The sequence below is a fragment of the Metabacillus flavus genome (assembly GCF_018283675.1).
Classification (GTDB): domain Bacteria; phylum Bacillota; class Bacilli; order Bacillales; family Bacillaceae; genus Metabacillus_B; species Metabacillus_B flavus.
In genome coordinates this window covers 3,529,603-3,554,671 of sequence record NZ_JAGVRK010000001.1, presented here as the reverse complement: position 1 = coordinate 3,554,671, position 25,069 = coordinate 3,529,603, and the positions used below count along the sequence as shown (strand labels likewise).

Annotated in this window: 27 protein-coding genes and 2 pseudogenes; 27 read left to right on the top strand and 2 right to left on the bottom strand. The window is 41.3% G+C overall.

What is annotated here, in order from left to right; all coding sequences use genetic code 11:
* The first annotated feature begins 1 nt into the window (after window position 1).
* The 5 genes from J9317_RS18240 (at window position 2) to J9317_RS18220 (ending at window position 4,933) form a co-directional block, all read left to right on the top strand.
* On the top strand, window positions 2–2,050 hold the full coding sequence (locus J9317_RS18240) for a TRAFAC clade GTPase domain-containing protein (RefSeq protein ID WP_211561263.1): 2,049 nt from the start codon (window positions 2–4) through the stop codon (window positions 2,048–2,050).
* Entirely contained in the window at window positions 2,050–2,460 is a 411-nt protein-coding gene (locus tag J9317_RS18235) for an SH3 domain-containing protein (RefSeq protein WP_249292570.1), read from the top strand. Before J9317_RS18240 ends, J9317_RS18235 begins: the two co-directional genes overlap by 1 nt.
* A gap of 173 nt (window positions 2,461–2,633) precedes the next feature.
* Complete coding sequence (locus J9317_RS18230; RefSeq protein WP_211562502.1) at window positions 2,634–3,476, top strand: DegV family protein; 843 nt, start codon at window positions 2,634–2,636, stop codon at window positions 3,474–3,476.
* A gap of 115 nt (window positions 3,477–3,591) precedes the next feature.
* Window positions 3,592–4,767, top strand: a complete 1,176-nt coding sequence (locus tag J9317_RS18225; RefSeq protein WP_211561258.1) for a coiled-coil domain-containing protein — start codon at window positions 3,592–3,594, stop codon at window positions 4,765–4,767.
* Window positions 4,760–4,933 carry a hypothetical protein gene (locus J9317_RS18220; RefSeq protein WP_211561257.1) on the top strand — a complete coding sequence of 58 codons (174 nt, stop codon included), beginning with the start codon at window positions 4,760–4,762 and terminating at the stop codon, window positions 4,931–4,933. Before J9317_RS18225 ends, J9317_RS18220 begins: the two co-directional genes overlap by 8 nt.
* Here J9317_RS18220 and J9317_RS18215 read toward each other — a convergent pair.
* Complete coding sequence (locus J9317_RS18215) at window positions 4,930–5,079, bottom strand: hypothetical protein (RefSeq protein WP_211561256.1); 150 nt, start codon at window positions 5,077–5,079, stop codon at window positions 4,930–4,932. The genes J9317_RS18220 and J9317_RS18215 overlap by 4 nt on opposite strands.
* Before the next feature lie 174 nt (window positions 5,080–5,253).
* Between J9317_RS18215 and J9317_RS18210 the strand changes: the two genes are divergently transcribed.
* The 12 genes and pseudogenes from J9317_RS18210 to J9317_RS20690 all read left to right on the top strand — a co-directional run.
* Window positions 5,254–6,591 carry an ATP-dependent helicase ComFA gene (locus tag J9317_RS18210; RefSeq protein WP_211561255.1) on the top strand — a complete coding sequence of 446 codons (1,338 nt, stop codon included), beginning with the start codon at window positions 5,254–5,256 and terminating at the stop codon, window positions 6,589–6,591.
* Window positions 6,588–7,274 (top strand): ComF family protein, encoded by a 687-nt coding sequence (locus J9317_RS18205; protein ID WP_211561254.1) that lies wholly within the window; start codon window positions 6,588–6,590, stop codon window positions 7,272–7,274. The genes J9317_RS18210 and J9317_RS18205 overlap by 4 nt, the downstream gene beginning before the upstream one ends.
* A 57-nt stretch (window positions 7,275–7,331) precedes the next feature.
* Window positions 7,332–7,748, top strand: a complete 417-nt coding sequence (locus tag J9317_RS18200; RefSeq protein WP_211561253.1) for a TIGR03826 family flagellar region protein — start codon at window positions 7,332–7,334, stop codon at window positions 7,746–7,748.
* 80 nt (window positions 7,749–7,828) lie between these two features.
* Window positions 7,829–8,089 (top strand): flagellar biosynthesis anti-sigma factor FlgM, encoded by a 261-nt coding sequence (gene flgM / locus J9317_RS18195; RefSeq protein WP_211561252.1) that lies wholly within the window; start codon window positions 7,829–7,831, stop codon window positions 8,087–8,089.
* Between the two features lie 18 nt (window positions 8,090–8,107).
* On the top strand, window positions 8,108–8,590 hold the full coding sequence (locus J9317_RS18190; RefSeq protein ID WP_211561249.1) for a flagellar protein FlgN: 483 nt from the start codon (window positions 8,108–8,110) through the stop codon (window positions 8,588–8,590).
* Between the two features lie 18 nt (window positions 8,591–8,608).
* Window positions 8,609–10,162, top strand: a complete 1,554-nt coding sequence (gene flgK, locus J9317_RS18185) for a flagellar hook-associated protein FlgK (protein WP_211561248.1) — start codon at window positions 8,609–8,611, stop codon at window positions 10,160–10,162.
* A gap of 10 nt (window positions 10,163–10,172) precedes the next feature.
* Complete coding sequence (gene flgL, locus J9317_RS18180; protein ID WP_211561247.1) at window positions 10,173–11,066, top strand: flagellar hook-associated protein FlgL; 894 nt, start codon at window positions 10,173–10,175, stop codon at window positions 11,064–11,066.
* 53 nt (window positions 11,067–11,119) lie between these two features.
* A complete protein-coding gene (locus tag J9317_RS18175; protein ID WP_211561246.1) occupies window positions 11,120–11,689 on the top strand; it encodes a DUF6470 family protein in 570 nt (189 codons plus the stop codon).
* Between the two features lie 21 nt (window positions 11,690–11,710).
* Window positions 11,711–12,130, top strand: a complete 420-nt coding sequence (gene fliW, locus J9317_RS18170; protein WP_211561245.1) for a flagellar assembly protein FliW — start codon at window positions 11,711–11,713, stop codon at window positions 12,128–12,130.
* Window positions 12,131–12,142: 12 nt separating this feature from the next.
* Window positions 12,143–12,361 (top strand): carbon storage regulator CsrA, encoded by a 219-nt coding sequence (csrA, locus tag J9317_RS18165; RefSeq protein WP_211561244.1) that lies wholly within the window; start codon window positions 12,143–12,145, stop codon window positions 12,359–12,361.
* A 173-nt stretch (window positions 12,362–12,534) separates the two neighbouring features.
* Window positions 12,535–13,383: a flagellin N-terminal helical domain-containing protein gene (locus tag J9317_RS18160; RefSeq protein ID WP_211561242.1), complete on the top strand. Its 849-nt coding sequence runs from the start codon at window positions 12,535–12,537 to the stop codon at window positions 13,381–13,383.
* A 341-nt stretch (window positions 13,384–13,724) separates the two neighbouring features.
* Window positions 13,725–13,841, top strand: a pseudogene (locus J9317_RS20690) (flagellin); the annotation flags it as partial.
* Window positions 13,842–14,229: 388 nt separating this feature from the next.
* Here J9317_RS20690 and J9317_RS18150 read toward each other — a convergent pair.
* Window positions 14,230–15,174, bottom strand: a complete 945-nt coding sequence (locus J9317_RS18150; protein ID WP_211561240.1) for an endonuclease — start codon at window positions 15,172–15,174, stop codon at window positions 14,230–14,232.
* Between the two features lie 125 nt (window positions 15,175–15,299).
* On the opposite strand from J9317_RS18150, the gene J9317_RS18145 reads away from it, so the two are divergent.
* From J9317_RS18145 to J9317_RS18100, 10 genes and pseudogenes are all read left to right on the top strand, one after another.
* Entirely contained in the window at window positions 15,300–15,929 is a 630-nt protein-coding gene (locus J9317_RS18145) for a hypothetical protein (RefSeq protein ID WP_211561238.1), read from the top strand.
* 44 nt (window positions 15,930–15,973) lie between these two features.
* Complete coding sequence (locus J9317_RS18140) at window positions 15,974–16,594, top strand: ADP-ribosylglycohydrolase family protein (RefSeq protein ID WP_347880570.1); 621 nt, start codon at window positions 15,974–15,976, stop codon at window positions 16,592–16,594.
* Between the two features lie 510 nt (window positions 16,595–17,104).
* Window positions 17,105–17,371, top strand: coding sequence for a DUF5344 family protein (locus J9317_RS18135; protein WP_211561236.1), 267 nt, complete (start codon window positions 17,105–17,107; stop codon window positions 17,369–17,371).
* Between the two features lie 25 nt (window positions 17,372–17,396).
* Window positions 17,397–19,562 (top strand): ADP-ribosyltransferase, encoded by a 2,166-nt coding sequence (locus tag J9317_RS18130; protein ID WP_211561228.1) that lies wholly within the window; start codon window positions 17,397–17,399, stop codon window positions 19,560–19,562.
* Window positions 19,563–19,575: 13 nt separating this feature from the next.
* Window positions 19,576–20,622 carry an ADP-ribosylglycohydrolase family protein gene (locus tag J9317_RS18125; RefSeq protein ID WP_249292232.1) on the top strand — a complete coding sequence of 349 codons (1,047 nt, stop codon included), beginning with the start codon at window positions 19,576–19,578 and terminating at the stop codon, window positions 20,620–20,622.
* A 155-nt stretch (window positions 20,623–20,777) separates the two neighbouring features.
* Window positions 20,778–21,590, top strand: a pseudogene (locus tag J9317_RS18120) (DUF2262 domain-containing protein).
* Between the two features lie 211 nt (window positions 21,591–21,801).
* A complete protein-coding gene (locus J9317_RS18115; protein WP_211561227.1) occupies window positions 21,802–22,170 on the top strand; it encodes a YwqH-like family protein in 369 nt (122 codons plus the stop codon).
* A 15-nt stretch (window positions 22,171–22,185) separates the two neighbouring features.
* A complete protein-coding gene (locus J9317_RS18110; protein ID WP_211561226.1) occupies window positions 22,186–22,467 on the top strand; it encodes a YwqI/YxiC family protein in 282 nt (93 codons plus the stop codon).
* Between the two features lie 8 nt (window positions 22,468–22,475).
* Window positions 22,476–24,434: an LXG domain-containing protein gene (locus J9317_RS18105; RefSeq protein ID WP_211561225.1), complete on the top strand. Its 1,959-nt coding sequence runs from the start codon at window positions 22,476–22,478 to the stop codon at window positions 24,432–24,434.
* Between the two features lie 12 nt (window positions 24,435–24,446).
* A complete protein-coding gene (locus tag J9317_RS18100) occupies window positions 24,447–24,821 on the top strand; it encodes an immunity 22 family protein (protein WP_211561223.1) in 375 nt (124 codons plus the stop codon).
* Window positions 24,822–25,069: the final 248 nt, after the last annotated feature.

Sequence of the window (25,069 nt, the reverse complement as noted above, 5' to 3'; positions counted from 1 at the left end):
AATGAGAACGTTTAATGAATATACATTACGAGTAATATCGATTGTTTCTCTATTGCTCAGTCTAGTTTTCTGGCAGGGTAATTTAGAAGGTACGGGACTGAACCTGCTATGGGGCCTCGTCATTCCCTCAGCTGCAGCGTCCTATGCAAGCTTTAAGCTGAAAGATGGTTTTATTGTATGGTTCTCTTTGTTCCTGATGATTTTGTCACAAATGATGATTCCTTTTAGTGTGGACTTTATAGGGGAGCGGATACTTGGAGCAGGTATTCTCTTCCTGGGATGTCTGTTCCTTCAGCCGGGACTCGTGTTTTTATGCGGCTGCCTCGCATCCTACTGGATTATCTTTGGCTGGAATTTTTTTCTCTTTCAGCCTGAGCTCAGTTCTCTGTATGGATTAAAGGAATTTGCTGCGCTATACGGCTTTTCCCTAGCCGCAAATTGGCACGTTATTATTGCTTGCGGATTTGCTTTTACGCTTTTTCACGGCATTACGAATAAATTCTATGAGAAAGGCAGAATGTTTCATTTAATCGCAGGGTTATACGCATTGCCACTGCTGTTTTTACCAGTATTGCTATCAGGAATGATCATGGGTGTTTACGGTACGTTTTTCCGCTATATCAATGCTTTTAAGAAAAACGTTTACAGGCAGCGCCATATTCCGAATAATGCAGACCAGCCTGCAATGGAGCATTATATTTTTGGAAAGGCATTTAAGGATTTTAAAAAGCTGTCAGTGGATCTGGGCGCGGAAATAAATGATTATTTACGATCTATGAAACGAAAATTTCGTCCTTCACATTCTTTTTATAATAAAATGTATCATCTCTATGAATGCATTGTTTTGGCGGCTGCCATTGTCACTGTCCTTACCTTGGGCTGGCTCTTGGCGGGCATCCTGCTTGCTGCCCACTATGCTGTCCTTGTCCTATGGGCTGCTCCAGTGTATGGGTTTTTACTCGCTGTGGGCAGTGCGGATCGATTATTCAGGAAGCAAAATAAAATTGAGGCTGTATGCAGGGAATGTCACCATACAAGCAAGCTGCCGTCTTATTTATGTCCGTCCTGCTCATCCGAACACAATGATTTGCTTCCGGGAAAATATGGGATCCTAAAGCGGAAATGCCGCTGCGGAGCGAAGATCCCTTCTGTGAAATTCCTTGGAAGAACAGATTTATATAGTGTTTGTTCGTCCTGCACAAAGTCTTTAAGCAGCGGCGAAACGAAGCCGATTCGAATTCCTGTAATCGGACCCGCTTCAGCAGGGAAAACGACGTTTATCATGACTGCACTGGAAGCCTTCATGAAGGATAAAAAAGAAAGCTGGAACGTTCAATTTGCCCAGCAAAAAGATCAGGAGCATTTTCAGAGCCTGGTTCATTATCGTTCGTCAGCCGGAAATTATCCAAAAACCGGGCTGGAAATACCTGTAGCCCATCAGTTAAAGCTCCATCAGAAGCAGTGGAATGCAGACAGGCTGATCAGCTTGTATGATCCGAGCGGGCAAGTATTTACAGGGGGGTACCAACTTCGGACCCATGCCTATTTCAAATCCTTTGAAGGACTTGTGTTTGTCATGGATCCCTCTACAATCCCTGCCTTCTATGAAGAAGCTAAGCAGTCATTCAGTTCGCAGCAGAATGATCCCTTTGAGGACGTTTTTGACCGGCTGTTAATTGAGCTTCAAGAAACGTATGGAATGAAAGCTCATGAAAAAGTGTCAAAACCGATTGCCATTGTACTAAATAAATTCGATATTTTCTCAAAGATTCATACGTCATCGGCTGCGGCTAAGGAGCTTGCTGCCGGGGCTGCTGGGACACCGGAAAACAGTCATCAGGCCATTAAGCAATTTTTAAGTGAAATGGGACAAAGTAACTTCTTGAGGAAGCTTGAAAATAAATTTCCAAATGCCCGTTTCTTCCCGGTGAGCTCGCTTCAGCCTAAAACAGCGGGAAATCCGGCTGCTCCCTTTTTATGGCTGCTGAGTGAAGCAGATAAGAATCTAAAAGAATCTCCTCCTGAAGGACAAAAGGAGGAAGCATCGTGATGAATTTTATAAAGACACACGGTTCACGTATTTTAGCAGCGGTTTTGACGCTCCTCGTATTCAGTGTTCTAGCTGCCTTTTTCAGCGGTTCAGTTTTGAAGAGTGTTAGCGATATGGCTGCTTGGTACAGCACACCTATTAATGTCGGTGCGTTTGAAGAACCGGAAGAAGAAATAGAAGAAGAAGTGGAGGAAATTCTTCCTGATTTCGTTACGATTGTGACAGAAGGAGCGAATGTCCGCAATTCTCCCGGGGTAAAAGATGGGACGATCTCGGCTCAGTTGAAAAAAGGCGATCAACTTGAAGTGACAGGAGAGCAAATGGTTGGCGAAACAGTTTGGTATGAGGTCCTTCTTTCAGATTCAGACGAAAAATTGTGGATCAGCTCCAAGGCAGTGAAAGAAGAATAAAGGGAAGCCGGCTTTGAAATAAAAAATTTCAAAGCCGGTTTTTTATAATCTTCAGTTCCCTTTCAAAATTAAATGAAACATTTAATGAATTTTTACGTAAAGTTCTATAGAATAGAGAGTAATCCATTTGAACTCATTATTTAAATACGTTATAAGGAAGGTTTCTTTTGACGATGAAAACGGCAATTTTAACCGATAGTACAGCTTACATACCTAAAGAGCTGCTAAACGAGCTGGATATTCACCTTATTCCGCTCAGCGTTATTTTTGGCAGCGAGACATACCAGGAAGAGCTGGAACTGAGTGCAGAGGCTTTTTACGCAGAGGTAAAATCCCGCAATCAGCTTCCGACAACTTCTCAGCCTCCAGTTGGGAAATTCCTCGATCTTTTCGAAGAGTTTTCCAAACAGTACGATGCGGTCATCTGTATTCACTTATCCTCCGGGATTAGCGGAACCTACAATGGTTCGATTACTGCAGGAAATATGACCGATAGCATCAAAGTCTTTTCGTTCGATTCCGAAATCAGCTGCATGGTGCAAGGATTCTACGTCATTGAAGCAGCAGAAATGGCTCGGGATGGCAAAGATCCGGAAGAAATCATGAAGCGGCTTGAAGAAATGAAAAAAAGCGTCCGCGCCTATTTCATGGTGGACGACCTTTCCAACCTTCAGCGCGGAGGCCGCCTAAATGGCGCCCAGGCATTGATTGGAAGTCTTCTGCAAGTCAAACCGCTGCTTCACTTTGTAGATAAAGTGATCGTGCCGTATGAAAAAATCCGAACCCGCAAAAGAGCGGTCAACCGGATCTATGAGCTTTTTGAAGAGGACGCAAAGCTTGGTCTTCCAATGAGGGCTGCTGTTATACACGCCAATCGCCTGGACGAAGCGCAGGCAATGAAGGCAGAGCTTGAAGAGAAATACCCTCATGTTACGTTTTATCTCAGCTACTTTGGTGCTGTAATCGGAACCCATTTAGGGGAAGGTGCACTTGGGCTGGGATGGTATATGGAATAAGGGGAGCAATCAGTCTTTTGGCTGGTTGTTTTTTTGTTCTTGTGTAAAAATATGTATAAAAATTTCCGTATATTGTATAATTGCCTTGACTATATTGACTCGGGGGGATTAAAGCATGAGGAAGCCAGATGATTATTTAGAATTGCTAGTTGAAAATGCGGATCCCTATATAAGAAAGTTAAAAAAAGGCTTCCAGTCTACTGAAAAAAATTTAAGTACACCCTTAACCATTAAAAACATGGGGAAATACTTAGTGCGAAACATGAGGAATTATATTTTCTGGGGGAAGTTTTTGCTTCCATTTATTACAGGCGGCTCCCTATGGATTCCATATTATCCTTTCAATACTTTCAATACTGAGGCGAAAGTTTTCTTCCTATTCTGCATATCTGTTTCAGCGGTATTGTATTGGAGGAGAGAGACTTTAAAAATAATGACTGTTCCCGGTAATGAGTTTTTTAATTTAGGAGCATTCGAAAAATATAGAAAAGAAGAGTATGAGGCCTTCATTAATCTAATTGATGACCAATTTTTTTCTTTCAAAAAATTGAAAGAGGAATTAAAAATTCCAAATATTACGGAGAAATATCATACTCTCACCGAATCGCGTATAAATGAACATAAAACTTACATAAACGGGTTAGAACAAACAATTGATTCGAAAAATGAGGATATTCAAGATCTGAAAAACCAGTTGGATATGCTAAGGGACGAGCTTCAAAAGAACCAGCAGGATGATTCGGCTGTGAAAACTGTAATGGAAGAGCTGGAACAGGCCCTAAAGGTTACTCAAAAAGAAAAAGAGGTTTATAGCAGTATCGTTCGAAATTCGCGGCGCAACATGCAAATGTTTGTGGATAAAGATTTCCATTCTGATGTATTAAGGGAAATGAATTTCGATTATGATTACTCTGTTTATCAATTGAATAGAAAAAATGAATATGAATACTTAACTTCAAGTGGATTAAATGAACATTTAATGGAAAAAAAGATTATAATGGAAGAAAAAAGTAATGTGGTCATTAGAGCTCATACCTATAAAGGGAAAACTGCTTTTGGAGAGAGTACAGTAGCAAAGTTAATTCCTATTTCTCTGAAGAAAAAAATAGTGGTTCAGCTTCATTTATCGGATGAAGACATTGAAATACTGAACAACGAATTGCATGAGTTAAATAAAACGGCTAAAATTAAGATAGAATCCACATTTAATTTATTTTGGACTTGTTTGCTAATACAACATTCTGTTGACGAGATTAAAAATCGGTTAAAAGGGGCTGAAAATGATGAGTAAATTAAAAGCTGCCTTGGAATGGAATAAAACTCTAGAGGAATTAATCTTAGAAGAACAAACAATTAGTAAAAAAAGAAATGAAGAAATTCTTGCACGAGCGGTTAAAATGAGAAAAAGTAAACTTTCGATAACAAATAATAGAAAGACTATCAATGATCAAGGCTAGGAGCGGCCACTCCTGGCCTTTAATTTTTTTAGTAACTCTTTTGATTTTCGAAGAGCACTTTCATTTCGCTGCTTGCTAGCCTCCACTTCAGCATCTATCATCATCTCCAAGCTTCTAGGATCTATCATGGGCATTAGTTTTTTCATTTTCGTCAACTCCAAAGAGTACTTTATTTTGTTCTTTATTTTATGTCTCAACTAAAGATTAATACATCATTTAGTACACTAGAAAATTTAATTTACTGTTTAATAATTTCTTTTTATAGGTTAGACAACGTTCTCTCCTTCTGTTCATAATAAAAAGAAAAAGGAGTAAAAACAATGTCCTCACTACAGCACCACCTCTCAGGCCGCCACCTCCTGGCCTCTGAAATTCCTTTCCCCTCAGAAATGCTCGAAAACGAAGACATCCAAAAAGAAAAAGGTGTCACAGGTACAAAAGGAAAATTCCAATGCACGCGCTGCCTAAATAAGCAGCGCCATTTGTTCGCCTCCTTCCACTGCGCCAAATGCGGCAGGCATTGCACCTACTGCCGTTCCTGCATCATGATGGGGCGGGTCAGTGAGTGTGAAACGCTTTATAGCTGGATTGGGGCCACTCCAGTAACCCAATCTTCCTCAGGACTAGACTGGACCGGCACACTTTCTCAACTTCAAAGTCATGCATCCAATTGTATTAAGCATGCAATGGAGAATCAGTCGGAGCTTCTTGTCTGGGCTGTGTGCGGAGCGGGAAAAACTGAAATTCTGTTTCAAGGAATAGAAGAGGCGCTGAAGCAAAACAAACGGATATGTCTCGCTACACCGAGAACAGATGTGGTACTCGAGCTGTATCCGCGTTTCCAACAGGCTTTTCCGAAAGCCGATGCTGCTGCTTTATACGGAGGAAGTGAGGACCGCTACAAATCCTCCCGACTCGTTTTATCCACGGCCCATCAGCTTTTCCGGTTTAAACAAACGTTTGATTGCATCATTATTGACGAGGTTGATGCGTTTCCGTTCTCTGCTGATCAGACGCTGCAGGAAGCGGTTCAGAAAGCAAGGAAACCGGAGAGCTCCCTCATTTTCCTAACCGCCACCCCTTCCAAAGAAATGCAAAAAAGAGCTCTTTCAAACAAGCTTCCCTCGGTTCGAATCCCCGGACGCTATCATGGGCATCCGCTTCCAGTCCCGCGCTTTCAGTGGATTGGCAGCTATAAAGGGCGTCTTCAGCGGAACAAGCTTCCTAAGCCCCTCCTAAAATGGATTCAGGAGCATCTTGATAAAGAAAAGCCAGCTTTTCTTTTTGTTCCCAACATCCCGGCACTTCATCATGTCACAGCCATTCTGCAGAATATCCATCCTTTAATAGAAGGGGTCCACTCGGAAGATCCGGATAGAAAAGAAAAGGTGCAGCGTTTCAGGGACAGGATTTCTCCACTGATTGTGACGACCACCATTCTGGAGCGGGGAGTGACGGTTCCAGATTCCGATGCTGCTGTATTTGGAGCGGAGGAGGATATTTTTACGGAAAGCGCTCTTGTTCAAATTGCCGGCAGGGTGGGACGACATCAGGATTACCCGACTGGGGACGTGGTGTTTTTTCACTACGGCAAAACGAATGCGATGATTCAGTCAAGGCTGCATATCAAAAAGATGAACCGGGAGGCTTTTAAATGACCTGGTGTATTCTTTGCCACAATAAAATGCAGGAGCAGGTCACTTGGGGAATCCTGCTTGGTACGGATCCGGACCCGGTGTCGTGCGAGCCATGTAACGAAAAATTAACGAAAATCTTTGGCACAAGATGCACGAAATGCAGCAGACCAATGGAAAGCGTATCAATCTGTCCGGATTGTATCCGCTGGCAAGAAAGTGCGGAGTATAAAGACGTGTTCACTCAAAACCAATCCATCTATTCCTACACAGAATCCGTAAAAGAAGTCATGAATCTATTCAAATTCCGGGGAGATGCGGAACTCATCCGTTTGTTTGAACAGGATATCCGGGCTGCAGCGAAGATCATTCCCAGAAAAATGATTTTGGTTCCTATCCCGTTGTCCACTGAACGCCTGATGGAAAGAGGCTTTAATCAGGCCGAGCTGATTGCACGTATTGCCCGACGCAAGATTCTGCATCCGTTAGAAAGAATCGCTTCAGAAAAACAGTCCAAAAAAACCAGAAAAGAACGGCTATCCGGAGGGCCATTGTTTAGAAAGTATCCTGAAATAAATGTACAGGGGCTATCTCTTATGATTGTTGACGATATATACACAACAGGCAATACCATCCACCAGGCAGCAAAGCTTCTGAAGGAAGCGGGAGCTAAGGACATCTCGTCTTTTACTTTAATCAGAGGCTAAAGGTTTTGCCCCTTCAGCCGATATTAGAAATAGAGTAAGATAAGAGGAGATACCTTTATGAATGACCTAGCGAATTGTCCGAAATGCAATGCTCTTTTTGTTAAGACACAATTCCGCACAGTATGCGGAGATTGCTATAAAATAGAAGAAAAACAGTTTGAAACGGTGTACGGCTTTTTAAGAAAGCGTGAAAACCGCAAAGCAAGGATAGCGGAAGTCGTGAGCGGGACAGGAGTGGCTGAAGAGCTAATCCTAAAATTCATCCGGCTTGGAAGACTGCAGCTTTCTAATTTTCCGAACCTCGGTTATCCATGCGAGAAATGCGGGAATATGATTCGGGAAGGCAAAATATGTTCTTCCTGTACAAAAGGCCTGCACGATCAGCTTGCTCAACTCCAACGTGAGGAGGAGCATCAGCGTCTAATGACCCATGAGGAGAAAAAAACGTTCTACTCCTTTTCACCCAAAAAGTAAAATCCCTATTAACGAACGGGCAATTGAGACGATAAGAACGGTAAATAAGCCCGTTAACTCTGGCAGATGGAGGCGTTAAGATGAAAATCAATAACTACGGCACGAACGGAATCAATCCATATAAAAGAAATGCAGAGCAAATCATGAAGCAGGATGCCGTTCAGCAAAAGCAAGACAAGATCGAAATTTCAAATGCTGCGAAACAGCTTCAGTCTACAAACAAAATTGCAGAAGCACGCCAGGAAAAAATCGATCAGCTGAAAGCTCAAATCGAGAACGGCACGTATGAAGTAAACCCGAGTGAAATCGCCCGCAAGTTCGCGGATTTTTATAAACAGTAATATAGAGGAGGAACCGCCATGCAGGCTGGCAAGCTCATACTTACATTAGACAGGCTCCTTGAGCTGCATCTGGATTTATACCAGACCGCTTTGAAAAAAACAGATCAGCTCAAGCACAATCAGACGGACGAGCTAAAGCAAGTATTGCAGCATGAACAGGCTCTTGTGCAGTCCATTAAACAGACAGAAACTGAGCGAATTACTCAGGCCTCTGCGTTTCTCGGACGTCACACGGATCTGACCCTCACGGCATGCGCGGAAAAAGCGGAAGGTGCTGAAAAGACTCGCCTTACCGAATTGAAAGAGGAATTCAAAGAGGTCATGGACAAGCTGAAGGCTGCCAACCAGCTCAATCAGCAAATGACTCAAAGTGCGCTGCAGTTTGTCACCATGTCACTCGATATGCTGATGCCAAGAGAGCAGACGCCCAACTACCAGCGGCCTGATACAATGAGAAAAACCGAACCGAATCGAAGATCCCTCTTTGATTCGAAAGCATAAATCTGGAGGAGATCGAAAATGGGTTCAACCTTTGCAGGACTGGAAATATCAAAACGCGGAATGTCAGCTCAGCAGTCGGCGCTTTATACGACAGGGCAAAATATATCGAATGCCAATACGCCTGGGTATACGAGGCAGCGGGTTACGTTTAAAGCAACCGAAGCCTATCCATATCCTGGTCTGGAAATGCCGAAAATTCCGGGTCAAATGGGAACTGGAGTGGAGGGTGATACTGTTGAGCGGATTCGTGATAAGTTTTTGGATACACAGTATCGCGGAGAAAATACTAAAACGGGTTTCTATGAAGCACGCTCTGAAGCACTTTTGAAAATGGAAGAAATTCTGAACGAACCTTCTGAGGCAGGACTTTCCAAAACTATGGATCGATTCTGGCAATCCATGCAGGACTTAGCTGCAAACCCTACGAATTCAGGTGCACGGGCTGTTGTTCAGCAGCGTGGAATTGCCGTCGCCGATACTTTTCAGTATTTATCAACGTCATTGAAAAGTGTACAAAAGGATTTAAAGACTCAAATGGACACAACAGCCATGCAGGTGGAATCGATCGCCACACAATTGAACAATATTAATAAGCAAATATCTGAAGTTGAACCTCATGGATATTTGCCGAATGATTTATATGATGAACGTGATCGATTAATTGATACTTTATCAAATCTTGTCCCTGTAAAAGTTTCGTATCCAGTGAAACCGGGCGGCAATGCTCTTAAAGTAGCAGAGGGTGTCGTAACGGTTGAACTTGTTGGTAAGGACGGAATTACAGGTGTTGGAAAGCTTGTTGATGGAGCCAATCAGACGGCAGCCAGCTTCAGCGTAGGCTACGATGCTAACGGCATGGTTACTTCCTTTAAACTTGACGAAGTGCCGGATCCGCCAGCTAACACAGATATGAAAACGATCGCGATCGGTGATGTGCAGAATACCGGGAAAATCCAGGGACTTGTACAATCACATGGCTACGCAGATAACGGCACCTCTAAAGGCGCCTATGTGGAAATGATTAAGGATCTGGATGATCTGGCTAATGCATTCGTTCAGGAATTTAACTCCATTCATAAAGCAGGATATAATTTAAACCAGTTTAAAACCCCCCCTGCTAATGGAACAGGCTATGACTTTTTTGAATTCAAATCAGGAAAAACCGGTGCTGAAGGAATTAAAGTGGCGGATATCATCATGACTTCTACGGATTATATTGCAGCTGCTCAAGGACCTACCCCGACAGCCGGCGATGGTTCTAATGCACTGAAGCTTGCGGAAGTGAAAAACGGGAAGCTCACAGCCCTTCCAAACAGTGCTACGTTCCAAACCTTCTACGAAGGCATGATCGGGGGTATGGCTGTCGATTCGCAGGAAGCAGAAAGAATGCTGAACAACACGAATACGCTGAAAGACTCCGTAGAATCTCGCCGCCAATCGATCAGCGCTGTTTCACTGGATGAAGAAATGACAAACATGATTCAATTCCAGCATGCTTACAATGCATCTGCCCGCATGATCACGATGCAGGACGAGCTGCTGGATACGATTATCAATAAAATGGGACTGTAGGTGACAAAGCATGCGCGTAACACAAGGAATGCTCGCAAATAATTCATTAAGACAAATCAGCAGTAGCTATGGCCGCATGGGAAACCTGCAGGACCAGCTGTCAACAGGCAAAAAAATCAACCGTCCTTCTGACGATCCGGTAGTCGCCATGAAGGGGATGCAGTACCGCACGAATCTAACAGAAGTAGAGCAATATAAGCGGAACCTTTCGGAAGCTTACCAATGGATGGAGAACTCCGAGGGTGGGATTGAGCATGCAACGCAGGTTATGCAGCGGGCACGCGAACTTCTGCTGCAGGCGAAAAACGGTACAAACAGCGCTGAGGATGCAAAGGCTATTGGAGTAGAGATTGAACAGCTGAAAAAGGATCTGCAAGGTGTTGCTAATACCCAGGTTGCAGGCCGCTATATTTTTAACGGGACGAAAACAGATAGCGCCCCGGTAGATGCATCAGGTACTTTTAATCCGGCAGCCGCTGATTATAAAATATCCGTCTCCAAAGGCGTGGAATTAGAAGTGAACGTGAATGCCCTTGAAGCATTCGGAGGCAAAATCGGCGGAGCAGGCAATAATCTATTCCAGACGCTGCAGGGAATTGTCGATGATATCAACACCAACGGGAAAATGACGAAGGGGGATCAGCTCCTTTCTAATTTAGATGAACACTTTGATAAACTGAATGCAGAGCGGGCGAAGCTTGGAGCGCGCTACAACCGCCTTGAGCTGATTGATGACCGGATCGGCCAGCAGGAAGTAACAGCAAACCGTATCCTTTCAGACAACGAAGACGCCGACATCGAACGCGTCATCACAGACCTTAAAATGCAGGAAAGCGTCCACCGTGCCGCACTAAGCGTAAGCTCGAGAATCATTCAGCCTACCCTTATGGATTTCCTAAGATAATACACTTGAGCTGTCTTTCTTAAGACAGCTTTTCGTTTAGGAGCTGAAAACACATGCAGATCCCGCAAATTCGAATCCAAAGCACACAAGGCAGAATTGGTTTAACAACGATTTCAGCAAAAATGGAACAGCAGCAGCCCAAGGCTGATCTATCCATTCAACAGCCTAAAGCCGACCTATTGATCGAAACAACAAAAGGACAGCTCTCTATTGATACGACAGAGGCACGAGCAGATGTGGACCTCAAAAGCATCTCAAGGAGAATTCAAGAATTTGCCCAGCAAGGCTATCAGGACTGGCTCGATGGAATGGCGAGAGTCTCATCCCAAGGAGACGAGCTCATGCGCATTGAATATGGAGGCAACCCGATTCCGGATCATGCAAAACAAAACAGCGAATCTCCAATGTATGAATTTAATATTGGGTTCATTCCCCGGGCTGGAAGTGTAAAAGTAAACTACGAACCAGCAAAAGTAAAAATAGATGTCCAGGCACGAAAGCCGGTCATTGACGTGCAGCAAAATAAACCAATCCTGGACTACACACCAGGAAAAGTTCAAATAGACATGCTCCAAAATCCGAATCTTAAAATTGATTTCGTAACCATCGACATCAAGGTATAATGAAAAAAGAGGTGGGACAACATGCTAAACACAAAATATCATGGGGAAGTAGAAGTCGATGACTCTCAAATCCTAAAATTTGCAGCAGGCATCCCGGGATTTGCATCGGAAAAAGAGTTTGTCATTCTACCATTAGAAGAAGGCTCTCCCTTCTTAATCCTGCAATCTGCCACAACAGCTGAACTTGCATTCGTCGTAACAAGCCCTTTTCTATTTTTCAAAGACTACGAGTTTGACCTGGACCAAAATATAGTGGAAGCATTAAAAATTGAAGACGTCAATCAAATTCAAATTATGGTCATCCTGACAGTTCAGGATCCATTTGAACAATCTACTGCCAACCTTCAAGGGCCCATCATCGTAAACGAACAAACAAAACAAGCCAAACAAGTCATCCTGAACCACCCATCCTACAAAACCAAGCACAGCATAGTGCAATAGGGAGGCAGGAACATGCTCGTACTAACCAGAAAACTAAACGAAGCCATCCGAATAGGCGAAGACATCGAAATCACCGTCGTCAGCATCCAAGACGGACAAGTCAAACTAGGAATCAATGCCCCCAAAAACATCGACATCCACCGAAAAGAAATCTACTTATCAATTCAGGAAGAAAACAGCAGCGCAGCTTCCCTATCGATTGATTTACTGAAAAACTTAAAGAAATCCTAAACCTTGAGACACGAGCTCAAGGTTTTTAATTTTTTTCCAAAAAACTATTAAACCCTGTAAAGGAATGTCGATATAAGATATGTAACAAGCAGTACCTAAAGGCGGCCGACTTTAAACACTGCTTAAAATAACCACATGGATGTGGAACCGAAAATCAGGGAGGAATTTTAATAATGAGAATTAATCATAATATTGCTGCTCTTAACACTTACCGTCAGCTTTCTACTGCTAACGCTGGTCAAGCTAAGTCTATGGAGAAACTTTCTTCTGGACAACGTATCAACCGCGCTGGAGACGACGCTGCTGGACTTGCGATTTCTGAGAAAATGCGTGGACAAATCCGCGGTTTAGACCAAGCTTCTCGAAATGCACAAGATTCTATCTCTATGATTCAAACTGCAGAAGGAGCATTAAACGAAACACATGATATTCTTCAACGTATGCGTGAACTAGCCGTTCAAGCAGGTAATGATACCAATACAAGTACAGACCGTGGCGAAATTCAAAAAGAGGTTAACCAATTAACTTCTGAAATTAACCGTATAGGTAACACTACGGAGTTTAATAAACAAAAACTTCTAAATGCTACTGCAGGAACAACTACTGCAGGAACAGTAGTAGGCGGATTAACTACTGTAGTTGGAAAATCATCTTTTTCAACACAAATAGGTGCGAACGAAAGTCAAACTATGACTCTTGAATTTGCTGATATGCGTGCAAATGCTCTTGGGATTACTTCTTCCGCTCCGGCAACAGCAAATTTCACTACAACACAAGATGTAACAAATGGGACTGATAATACTCCTGCAGAATATGGATTAGATTTAGGTACTGCAGCAACAGCGGGAAATGCTGTAACAGTAATCCAGAATGCAATTGAAAAAGTTTCTGCAGAACGTTCTAAGTTAGGTGCAAACCAAAACCGTTTAGAGCACACAATCAACAATGTTAACACTTCTTCCGAAAACCTAACTGCCGCAGAATCTCGTATTCGCGACGTAGATTATGCTTTAGCTGCATAAGCAGTGACAAGCACAGTCGTCCTAGCTGGTAACGGCTAGAGATCATAATCGGGTGAATTGCTGGAAACCCCTTAAGCTTTTCTTGCCACAACGCAGCCGGAAACGGCAAACGTGAGGGCTTTAAAAAAAGAAGAGATTGGGCAATCAGCAGCCAAGCTCCTGTCTCGAAAGAGTGGAGAAGGTTCAACGACTAGGATATACCATCTAAGGCGCAAGCTATGGTGATGAAATCCGTAGGTGAAGCAATGGTCATCAGCATTGCGAATCCGAAGTGCCCGACCCTTACTGGAATTCCAGAGGGTGAAGATATAGTCTGGTCATTTATGAAAGTAAATGTTCGCACGATGGCGAAAGAAATGATGAACCAAACAAAGAATTCTATTCTTTCTCAAGCAGCACAAGCAATGCTGGCTCAATCCAATCAGATGCCTCAAGGAGTATTACAACTTTTGAGATAATGATTGCAGGGCGTCCCGCTTGGTAACGAGCTGGATCATAACTGGGTGAATTGCTGGAACTTCCTGAAGCTTTCTTCCCCACAACGTAGCTGGAAACGGCAGACGTGAAGGGCTGAAAAGAAGAAAGATTGGATAATCAGCAGCCAAGCTCCTGTGAGGAAACTCTGGAGAAGGTTCAACGACTAGGATAAACCGTCTAAAGCGACATGCCATGACGATGAAATCCGTAGGGTGGCAGCAGCCATTCGAAGTGCCCAGCTCCTTAAGAATCTTAAGGATGAAGATATAGTCTATTCCATAGCTGAAAGGCATGACGGCAAAGCAAGCCAACCAACAACCACAAGGTGTTCTTCAGTTGCTTCGTTAATCTTAATTTACAAAGAGACTCTCATTTTGAGGGTCTCTTTTCAATTTCAAAACAAATCTGCATAATCCTGCTTATCCTCAATCCCGTTAAAGCCTGTACCTTAGCTAGCTCCTGAAGCTCGGAAGGAGCCAATTCAATTTGGTATCCTCTGCGTGCCTCAGATTGAGGGGCTAATACATATTCTTTATAAAATTCTTCATTCATTGGTTCATTTGAAATTTGGGTATGGATATAAGAGAGATTTTCTAATTGTTTTTGTATTTGTGCGGTTGGTTTCGTTAACAGAATGTCACCAGGCAAATAGATTGTTGTCCTTTTTTTAGTGAAGTGGATTTCATTTATACGTGGTACAAACTGCTTTCTTTGCATACTCGAGTGTATGTAAGGCTGAACTAATCTTAAGAAGTAATAAATTTGAGGCTGATTGTAGAGGAGGAGCCGTTTCTTTGAATCTATTGAAAAAGCTAAACTGAATTTCTGTCTTAAAAGAGATTGGAGAAATTCTATTTCTACTAATGAGAAAGACTCAGTGGAAAGAGTAATCTTTCGCGGAATCAATTCTTTCAATTTAAGATTTCCGTCATCCTGATACCATACCGCTAGCGTTAGGGGTGTTAGATGCTGTTCTAGAAAAAGATAAGGGAGCTTTTTCTTCCCATCTGTATACCAGATTGATTTTAATAACTCAATAGCTGGATGAGTTTTGGATTGTACATAGTATTGTTCCGTGTACCCGCCTTGAATTCGTTCATCCTTTACTAGTCGATAAACCGGTTCATTGAGAGGTAAGTCATTTTTCAACTGATCATAACAAAACTGGCACCAGCCCCGGTCCTTCAAGCAGTGAGAAAATCTAAATCTTGGCTTCCGTCCCGTTTGGTTGGATATATTAGCATCTCCTAATAGTTTTCCTGTCACTATCTCAATTGCTTTTTTAGATAGAGTAATGCCTGCTAACTGTTCCATTTTGCAAAATCCTCCCATCTGAAGGTATATTTAATATTATATAAGATCATACGTTCTTCTGAAACACCATTTATAATTAAAGAAATATAGATTAACTTCCAACCCTATTACTCCGGAGGTAACGTATGTTAAAAACTAAAATCTACGAAACCCTATTAAACCACTATGCAATGCATCAACAAAACGCAGATGGAAAAGTTGAAATAACTCTTTATCCCAGAAATTATGATGGAAGTGCCAATCTGGATGTCGGGTATAAATTAATAAATAATGACATGAACACATGGAAACTATTGAAGGTTGAGCGCGGCCAGGAAATGAAAATTGGGGAATTTGAAGAAGAGACCACCGGTTTATTAGGTCTTTACATAATAGCAGAAGGACAATTGTACAAGTTACCAGTCGATCAACGAGTAAGAGAAAGCCTTGCATGTATTGATGATGATATGGATGCTGTAAAATCCATACTTGAGCAGCAAATACATCCAAAGTATTTTTCTGCAGATATTGAAAAAGAAGACGCTATTAATTTGTGTAAAGATCAGGGTAAATACAGTGTTTATTATCTTTTTAAATCAGGGGAAAAAATCTTCTTCTCTAAAGGAAGGCCTCTTAATAGCGCTTCTATCATTGCTTACAATTTTTGCCTTCTCCTTAAAAAATTTGATGAATTTTTTGATCAATGGGGCAGTGAGTTAGATATTACACAAACTGAAATAGATAAGGTAAAGAAGGTGTATTTTGGGAAAAATTAATTTAATTACAAGCCGATGCCTGTCACCAACCAAAAAGAGATGGAATTGTAAAACCAAGATCTTATAAATGCCCCTTTGGTGCAAGTACACGAGCACTGTCTCCGGAAACAGCGTTACAGCAAATCAAAAAACTATTTTTTGACAACTTTGAAGAAAATCATGAATATATTCGAGAGCTCCAGTTTTACTCCCGTCTATTTAATCCTGAATTTTTCAATCTACCCGAAAATGAAATCCGTTCTGATGGGTATGTCGTTCATACTCTGGAGGCAGCGATCTGGTGTCTTGGCAATACTTCGTCATTTAAAGACGCCGTTTTAAAGGCAGTTAATTTAGGTGATGATACAGATACTGTGGGATCTATTACAGGCACAATGGCCGGATATTGTATAAGATTGAGGGACACCTGTCCAAACATATGGATGCCGTACCAGCTGAATGGATGGATTCAATTGCAAGAAAAGAGGATATTGACAATCTTTTATCCAGGTTCTTCGATTTTTGTGCAGAGAAGGCGGTTAAAGAGGAGTATGGAAAGTAATTGTAAGAACTTCGGCTTCGCGCTGGAGTTTTTTTATTTAAGTTTGAAAAATATTATAGGAGCCAAAATGAGATTATGCTTAATGGGGAAGCACGGGGACGGTTCCGCCGCTTCTTTTCAATAAGTATTTAATACATCTCACCAGATTATTATAATGTCTTCAATTAAGACTCTTGGTGCCTGCCAGAGCGACCAAGCCTAGGCTGCAACAAGATGCAAATTATCAGGAAGAATTAGACATTTTTAACAGGCGGCAATGAAAGGTTCTTCCTGTCACCACTCGATTAATCTTGTTCCATAAAAATGTTCCACGAAGTTATACTATACTACTTCTGTCATTGCCTCGAATTAAAGTATAAGCACCATCCAATCAAATTAGAGGTTTCTTTTAAGAACCCCCCCAGTGCTTTTTAAAAACACCTCTTAGTTATATGAGAGGTGTTTTTACTGTCTGCGTACCACCTATAATCCTCATTTACTTTCAGGAATCTAGTCCATTTCCCTTACCCTTAAGGAAATTCAAATAAAATGCAGGACTTTCTACCAATTGGGGTATGCATTACAAAAATGATAAAATTAGTAGATTGTTACATTTATGTATTTAAGGATACATCTAAAATAGGCAGGTGGAATGATGACAACGATTAAACTTGATCATTCAACAGTAATGAATCAGCTAAAAGAGATGGAAAGTGCATTAAAGGAGGTTGTGATTGAACCTTTTGATGCTGCTTCATTGGGGGATATAAAGCTTTCGTTTACCGACCTCATGCTTCAGCGGGAAGAATCCATTCACAAGATGGCCAAGGAGTACATAGAGGCAGTTTCAAAGAATATTGAGGATACGAAAGCGAATGTGACTTCTTTAAAAGAGCAGGATGAGGCAATTACTCATTCTTAATTTAAGATGAAGGGCAGCGTGGCAAATGGGGAAGGTTTATGATTCAAGCAGATTGTTTACGGCTATTGATGCAAGAATTAATCAGTATAAAATGTTAAATGGCAAGCTGGATTCTCTTGAGAAAAAATTTCAGGCTTTGGTGGATAATGCTGAGTTTCAGGGAAAAGGCGCGGATAACATCAAAGCTTTCTACCAGGCCCAGATTGATTTGACAGGCGACTGGAAGAAGCTCATTGAGCATTTGCTTGCTTTTTATCAGGCTGTACCAGGGTATGCAGGTGATGCCAACTTATCGGATGACTCAAGGGTAGTGCTTCCTTTTTTAGAAGAGCAGCTGGAAACTGGATCGAAAAATAGTCAGTCACTGGTTGATTCACAGCATAGTGAGTTAAAAGCCATTCTTAGTAGTATAGAAGATATTATTTCACTCACCCCATTTTCTAAGGAATCATTTGAAACGAATAGGCACAAAGCGGATAAGAAAAGGACGGAAACGGTTGAAGCGTTGAATAATCTGGATGAAGGTACACTGATTGGCCGTTATATGGATAGTATGGATGCACAGTCAGCTGTTCAGCTGGCGTATATCGCTATAATGGAGGCGACCTCTAAAGGGGGAACCATCCAGCCTATTAATTTTAATGTAAAAGCCTATCAGGCGAATGCAATACAAGATGTCCGAAAAACGGTATCAAACAAAGTAAAAACGTTCAAAGACCAGGAAGCAAAAGCTAAACAAATAAGGAAAGAGATAGCTGCCGAGAAGGCTAGAATTGAGGCAGAGAAGAACAAAGAATGGTATGAAAAAGCATGGGATGGCGTAAAGACTTTCACTGGAGAGTTCAGCGGATACTATGATTACAAACGCGCAACTGAAGGGGTAGATCCAGTTACAGGAAAGAAGCTTAGTGCCTCTGAAAGGATTGCAGCAGGAGCCATGGCAGCGGCCGGTTTTATCCCGGTTGTTGGATGGGCAGGCAGGGCAGTTAAAGGCGGCAGTGCCATTTATAAAACAGCAAAAGGAATCAATGGTATGAATCATGCACTGAATGCCTATCAGGGAACAAAAGCCATGGATATGCTATATAAAACGGAAAAAGGAATTTATGGTTTGTACATTGCCAACAGTGCATGGGAATTTGGTAGCGGTAAGGATATGTTCGGTAACCAGCTTACAGAAGAACAGAGACAGCAGGCGTTATTGAATGGGCTGACAATGGGGTTAGTTGGCGGGGGAGCACATTTTATCGATAAAGGTGGATTGCAAAAACTAGGCAGCAAGTTCCCTTACAGTACTAACTATGTAAAGGACAAACTAGCCAAAGCTGATGAAAGCCTTAAGCAGATTGGCAGCAAGGTAGGTTATAAGATTCAAGATGTATTTCGCCCTGGACCTTCATTAGCCAATAAATTTATGGTGGATATGCAAAAATCAATCAAGCAGGTTGGGAACAAACTTGTTAATACTCCAGTACCGGTTAAACTAAGAGTTATGAATGCAGAAGCTAATGGAGTGAAAATTCCTTTAGTTAATGTAGAGAAAAAACCGATTAGTGATATTCTGACCAAGTTCTCTTCTAATTCCAGCGGGGGAAGAGGTACAGAATCACTCCCTCGAGAAAATAAACAAACGATTCGTACTTTAAATGAAGCACACGAATGGGGAGAAAAATATTACTCAGATTGGCTTCACAATTTACCTGAAAGAGAAATTGCAGCGTTAAAGCAATATACAGGCAGTGATTTTAGTATAATCAATAAATATCTAAGAGGATTTGATGACAGTTTACATGGTATTGACCCTGGGATCATTCAGGATTTATCATCTAGTTTATATAAGGCACAAGTACCTCATGATATTAATGTTTTCCGCGGAACAGATCTAGGTCCTCTAGATGATATTATTAATCTTAACGACATGGGAAAAATCATTACTGAGGATCTGATCGGTAAAACATTTATTGATTATGGTTTTATGAGTACTTCAATTGCAAAAGAATCTTCTTTTCAGCATTTACCGGTATCTTGGGAGATAAATGTACCTAAAGGTGCTAATGGGGCTTATATTGGTCAAATCAGTCAATTCCCTCATGAGGCAGAATTATTGTTGCAAGCCCGTCAAGAGATGGTTATAAGAGAAGCATTCCTGGATAATGATGATAAACTGCATATAAAACTTGATTTTAAGTAAAGAGGGTGATCTTTTGAGAAGAGGAAGCTTAGAAGACAAATGGAGAGATGACAGCATAACTTTCCTGAAAATTGGGTTAAAAAAGAGGCTAATGCCAGCCCTGTATGGCGGGATCGTTGGTGATCTGATCGGTGTTCCTGTTGAGTTTAAAGAAAGAGGAAGTTTTCATATTGAAGGGATTACTGGCTACGGAACTTATCAGCAGCCTCCTGGGACATGGTCGGATGATACTTCATTAACCCTATGTTTGATAGAGAACTTACTTGAAGAAGGGGATCCCAGCAGCTTACTGGGGAAATTTTCTCAATACAGAACGAAAGGATATTGGACTCCTTATGGTGAGATGTTTGACATCGGGAGGACAACAATCGAATCTATAAACAGATATGAAAAGGGCTTGCCTCCAAGTGAGTGCGGAGGTAATACCGAATTTGACAATGGAAATGGGGCGTTAATGAGAATTGCTCCTATTGTGTTTGTTTTATATAAAAATTTTAATTTTTTAGAGAAAGTTGAAGCGATAAAAAAGTACACAGAGGTAACTCACTCACATCCCCGTTCAATCGTAGGATCAATAATTTATATAGAATTTTTAATTAGAATATACTACAACAACACTCCAGAAACAGCATTGCAACAGACCAAAAAACTCTTTTATGACAACTTTGAAGATAATCATGAATATATTCGAGAGCTCCAGTTTTACTCCCGTCTATTTAAACCTGACTTCTTCAATTTACCGGAAAAAGAAATCCGTTCAGATGGGTATGTCGTTCATACTCTGGAGGCAGCGATCTGGTGTCTTGGCAATACTTTGTCATTTAAAGACGCCGTTTTAAAGGCGGTTAATTTAGGTGATGATACAGATACTGTGGGATCTATTACAGGTACAATGGCCGGAATATTGTATAAGGTAGAAGGACATCTGTCTAGGCACATGGATGCAATTCCTGTTGAGTGGGTAGAATCTATTGCAAGAAAAAAAGAAATAGATGAACTTTTATCAAGGTTCTTCGATTTTTGTGCAGAGAAGGCGGTAAAAGAGGAGTATGGAAAATAATTATCAAAACTTCGGCTTCGGGCTGGAGTTTTTTATTTAAGGTTGAAAAAGTATTATAGAAGCCAATCTAAGTAATATACTTTACCTAATAATGAGATCTATCTTAATAGATAGAGTTCTAGATTATAAATATCAGTGAAAGAGGGATTTCAATTTTGGGACAATTGAACGAAAAAAGCACTTTTGAAAGTGGATTTTCCGAACAAATAGTAGAGATAGCAGCAATCACCGGGGCTTCTGGGGTTGGAGCCGGCAGAGCGGGTGATGATGTCATGTGGACAGCATCCATAGATTTAATAGCCCGGAAGGACTTATCTGCTGGAGAAGCTGCTGCTGTAGAGGATATTAGGCTGAAGTGGAAGGTCAGTGATAAAGAGTGGGAGCATTCAAAACATCTATTAAATAGTTATTCGATTGTTAAATTGCAGGTTCGTCAAGCGGAAGGTTCTATGATGCTTGTGGATGTTTTGGATTCAGCCTATAGAGATGATGAACTGGAGGAGATCTTGCGAGAGGCAATGAGGCCTGTTTATTACATGGACGATACATTGGGCAGGTTTGAACTTGATAAGAGAATAAAAGTCTTTGAGAAAGAGGCGTTATGGGAGAAAAAAAAATGCAAGCTGTTTTTTGATTTTCACAAGGATGAGCGAAAGATGGAAGCTGCCATACATACAGCCCATATCCTATTCAAGGATTAGGAAGAATGGAGCGGAAAAATTAAAAGATTTGCTGCGAGGGAATTGAGAGAATTAGCGAATGATTGGCTTGAGGATGACGATGAATCCGAGCTAAGTGAGATCACACAAGACATGTTTATGAGCTTGATAAGTCTTGACTCGATAAGTGTTGACCCGAATGGGGATTTTGAGATTTTCTATCTTGACGGGGATCTGTTTTGGGGACATGTGATCATTGTAAATGGAAATATCAACGGGGACTTAACGTCTGCGGAAATAGCGGGATAATAGATTAAATGAAAGGCTCTCCTTAAGATGGAGTGCCTTTTTTGTTATGACCACTTTTTAGTTACTTCCTCCCGAATAAAAAGTCGAAATCAGGCAAAAAGTCTTATCTGATTTTGTAGAAAGGCTGAAAACAAGGACTATTTACTAATAGGTATAAAAAGGAAATAATGTTAGAATTTTGAGAGGAATGAACAATTGGAGGTGTGATGTCTTGTCTTTATCAGCCCTTAACGCAAAGCTGCGTGATTTGGAAGAGAAGCTGCAGCGACTGCGCAAATGCAGCAGTGAATTATCCGATCACCAGTTTGATTTTTTCAGCAGCCAGAATATGGTGACAGAGCCTGACTTGACGGCTAAAGCATGGTACGGAGAGCGGTCCAATGATTTTAACTTAATAAGAGAGAACGATATGCATCCTGCTTACAAGGATATTCAAACAACACAATTTAACCAGGCGTTTCAGGTGCTAAGCCAAAAAATCCAGCAGATAACAGCCGAGATTAATAGTGTAAAAGCGGCCATCGCCTCACTGGAAGCAGAAGAGAGAAGCAAGGCGATTCAGGCAGCAAAAGCCAGATGAAGGGAGATCTTGTAAATGGCCACTGAAATAAAAATTCAGTATGACGAAATTGAAAAGGCATTAGCAGCTATGCAGGCGTCCATACAAGCTTTTCATACAGACTTCCCTTCAGGCGTTGGCGAGGGCAATGAAATGGATGCGATGAAGAAGCTGAATGAATTAAATGAAGCCTGTCAAAAAGCGATGGAAACCTATAAGGAATTGCTGATCATGAACACAGATGCCACCAAGCAATCCGTCGATCAAATGAAGAAAGCAGACAAAAATCTATCAGCTGCCATATCCGGGGAAAGGTGAGGAACTGGATGACAAATGTATTAGATGTCGATGCGTTTCACTCGGGCATCGATCAAACGAAGAAGAAGGTATCGTCGCAGGAAGCGCAGATCAAGCAGCTTCAAACGGCGGTAAAGGGGATCGTCGGGCTCGATGATACGTTCAAAGGAGAGGGCGGAGAGGCCATCCGCTTCTTCTATGAGAAGCATCACCTCCCCCTCATGTCCAGCTACAGCGCTTTTTTGGCAAACTATCAGACAACTCTGGACGGAATGAAAAAATCGCTGGATCTCCTCGAGCCTTCAAGTTCAGGCTTTATCAGCCAAACCTTCCTCGAGCAGCAGCTTGAGCAGGATTTAACAAGAGCGAAAGACCGGACAAACCAAATGGTAAATGAAACAAATTCTACGATGGACGGTGTCGCGGACATTGTAGGGCTGCCAAAGTTAAACGATACCTCCTTCGCAGAAATGGTGGAAAAGGCGAGGACGGAAAAGAACCAAACCAGGAACCTCCTTGGAGAATTCGACTATAATCAGGAATCAGCGCTCACCAAGCTTGAGCAGGAGCTTGAAACCGTATTAAAGAAAGTAACCGACCTGCAAAACCTCTTTCAGCCAGCCCATGTGAAAGCTTCTGCCCCAGGATCCGTTCAAAATTGGACCTGTGAAAAGCCGGTGAATGCTGAAGTAAAAGAAGACAAAAATCTCCTGCAGATCATCGGGGACGTTTTTGTAGGGATTGTTGAAGGAATCGTAAACTTCATCAAGGATCTGATCGTCGGTTTATTTGAACTGCTCATCGCCATTTTTACGGATCTGCCAGGACTGTTAATGGGAATTATCAACGCTCTGATTAACTACGACAAAACCATTGCAGCCATGATTGACGCCTTTTTAACTGCATGGGACCGAGATGTTATGAACGGGGATGCACGCAGCATATCGAGATTTTTTACATATGAATTCCTCTCCATCGCTGCAACCTTCTTCATAGGCGGTATCGACAAAGTCAGCAAAGCCGGCAACCTAAGTAAGCTTGGGAAACTGGCCGCCAAAAATAACGGGCCAGATGGAATTCCTGCTAAAATCCCTTACAACGTCATGGATACCACAAAATTAAAAGCCTTTATGCAGGAAAACCTGATCAAACATGTCGAACATTATAAAAAGAGTGTAGTGGACTTTGTACAATCCAATCTATTTAAAACCGTCATCCATATGAAAAACCTCAGCAGCAAAGTGGCAGACATTTTCAGCAAAACAAGGAATGTTTTGAATCCAGAGAAGGTTAATAAGATTCTGCAGAATACCTATGATAACGTTGTAAAAGGACCGCTTGGGAATACGAAAAAATGGCTGGATCAGAAAATAAATGATGTGCTGGATAAGCCAATTCCTAGTTTGGTAGAGACTTTAGGGCCGAATGTTCCGGATACTCTGCGGGATGTTTTGGGGGATGCTAGGGAGAGTGTTAGTGGGATTATAACCAGTACAAATGGTAAAATAAGAGATGAAGCTAAGTTAATAAATAATGATAAAGATATAAAAGATATAACTAAATTAACAGTTGACGATATACCAACTGCAAAGAGTGGGAACTTTAATAAATTCTTCAATTCCCTTACAAAAAGTGAATTAGACGAACTTTGGAAAGAAAAAAAAATTAGAAAGAAAATTGAACGTCAGCTTAGAGAACCTGGTGGCTTACACGAGTGGCACTTAGTTTCAAGAGCTCCGCAATTTAAGTATTGGAATATTAGTGCTGAAGAGATTAAAGATTTACGTACGGCAATATCTGATGTTAAATTTGTAAACCCTAACGGTATTCATGGAGGATTAGGCTCGACTAAAGCGCATAATGAATTGTTAGCAATAATTGATACTTCAAGCGACTATAATACATTTGTTAGACGACTTAATAATTGGGCTAATTATAGACTAGAGGGTGGGGTTATGTCTTTACCGAAAAGTCTTAGATTAAAGTAGGAGGGTCCTATAGTGGAAAAAAAAGGATGGGTTTCTGTTTGGTTAGGTAATATTAAAGAAGAAGACTCTATAGAAGAGTATGTAGACTTAACGTATGATGATGATGGCGAGTCTGTCCCTTCAAAATTTTTTATGGATTATAATATCGATATGGATGAAACAGACGAGGATACTATAGAAAAAGCAACCTATGAGTATAGCAGTAGCGATATTTCTACTTTATTAGGTGGTTGTTCGTATGAAGAAATTATCATACCGAAAATTGAGAGAAACATAGATTTGAAAAAAAAGTATAATGCAGTAATTCTCATATATAATTTTGAGTATACCGATAAAATAATTGGAGCTGGATCTTTTGATTTTATTACTGCTACAAAATATGAGTGATAGTATGCATAATAGGTATGGGTTGAATTTATAGATAACACAGAGGTTAAGAAAGGTTGCTTTGTAAAGCTAATAAAAACTATATAATCAGTCAGTTTAAAAATACACGCAATTCTTTATTACTTTATGAGATAAAAAATTTGGGGTACAAACGGTAAATTCTAAAAATAAGGCTTGTAATTTTATAGAACTAGTCCGAAGATAACGGACAATATAAAAAACCACTTTCCAAGAAAAAGGGAAGTGGT

Excerpts from the sequence above, each read along its gene's own strand:
- J9317_RS18190 (WP_211561249.1), top strand. The coding sequence starts at position 8,108 with ATGCAGGCTGGCAAGCTCATACTTACATTAGACAGGCTCCTTGAGCTG.
- J9317_RS18200 (WP_211561253.1), top strand. The coding sequence starts at position 7,332 with ATGAATGACCTAGCGAATTGTCCGAAATGCAATGCTCTTTTTGTTAAG.
- J9317_RS18210 (WP_211561255.1), top strand. The coding sequence starts at position 5,254 with ATGTCCTCACTACAGCACCACCTCTCAGGCCGCCACCTCCTGGCCTCT.
- J9317_RS18130 (WP_211561228.1), top strand. The coding sequence starts at position 17,397 with ATGGGGAAGGTTTATGATTCAAGCAGATTGTTTACGGCTATTGATGCA.
- csrA (WP_211561244.1), top strand. The coding sequence starts at position 12,143 with ATGCTCGTACTAACCAGAAAACTAAACGAAGCCATCCGAATAGGCGAA.
- J9317_RS18205 (WP_211561254.1), top strand. The coding sequence starts at position 6,588 with ATGACCTGGTGTATTCTTTGCCACAATAAAATGCAGGAGCAGGTCACT.
- J9317_RS18110 (WP_211561226.1), top strand. The coding sequence starts at position 22,186 with ATGGCCACTGAAATAAAAATTCAGTATGACGAAATTGAAAAGGCATTA.
- J9317_RS18230 (WP_211562502.1), top strand. The coding sequence starts at position 2,634 with ATGAAAACGGCAATTTTAACCGATAGTACAGCTTACATACCTAAAGAG.
- J9317_RS18175 (WP_211561246.1), top strand. The coding sequence starts at position 11,120 with ATGCAGATCCCGCAAATTCGAATCCAAAGCACACAAGGCAGAATTGGT.
- J9317_RS18145 (WP_211561238.1), top strand. The coding sequence starts at position 15,300 with ATGTTAAAAACTAAAATCTACGAAACCCTATTAAACCACTATGCAATG.
- J9317_RS18150 (WP_211561240.1), bottom strand. The coding sequence starts at position 15,174 with ATGGAACAGTTAGCAGGCATTACTCTATCTAAAAAAGCAATTGAGATA.
- J9317_RS18240 (WP_211561263.1), top strand. The coding sequence starts at position 2 with ATGAGAACGTTTAATGAATATACATTACGAGTAATATCGATTGTTTCT.
- J9317_RS18235 (WP_249292570.1), top strand. The coding sequence starts at position 2,050 with ATGAATTTTATAAAGACACACGGTTCACGTATTTTAGCAGCGGTTTTG.
- J9317_RS18215 (WP_211561256.1), bottom strand. The coding sequence starts at position 5,079 with ATGAAAAAACTAATGCCCATGATAGATCCTAGAAGCTTGGAGATGATG.
- J9317_RS18160 (WP_211561242.1), top strand. The coding sequence starts at position 12,535 with ATGAGAATTAATCATAATATTGCTGCTCTTAACACTTACCGTCAGCTT.
- J9317_RS18105 (WP_211561225.1), top strand. The coding sequence starts at position 22,476 with ATGACAAATGTATTAGATGTCGATGCGTTTCACTCGGGCATCGATCAA.
- J9317_RS18225 (WP_211561258.1), top strand. The coding sequence starts at position 3,592 with ATGAGGAAGCCAGATGATTATTTAGAATTGCTAGTTGAAAATGCGGAT.
- flgM (WP_211561252.1), top strand. The coding sequence starts at position 7,829 with ATGAAAATCAATAACTACGGCACGAACGGAATCAATCCATATAAAAGA.
- flgL (WP_211561247.1), top strand. The coding sequence starts at position 10,173 with ATGCGCGTAACACAAGGAATGCTCGCAAATAATTCATTAAGACAAATC.
- fliW (WP_211561245.1), top strand. The coding sequence starts at position 11,711 with ATGCTAAACACAAAATATCATGGGGAAGTAGAAGTCGATGACTCTCAA.
- flgK (WP_211561248.1), top strand. The coding sequence starts at position 8,609 with ATGGGTTCAACCTTTGCAGGACTGGAAATATCAAAACGCGGAATGTCA.
- J9317_RS18220 (WP_211561257.1), top strand. The coding sequence starts at position 4,760 with ATGAGTAAATTAAAAGCTGCCTTGGAATGGAATAAAACTCTAGAGGAA.
- J9317_RS18135 (WP_211561236.1), top strand. The coding sequence starts at position 17,105 with ATGACAACGATTAAACTTGATCATTCAACAGTAATGAATCAGCTAAAA.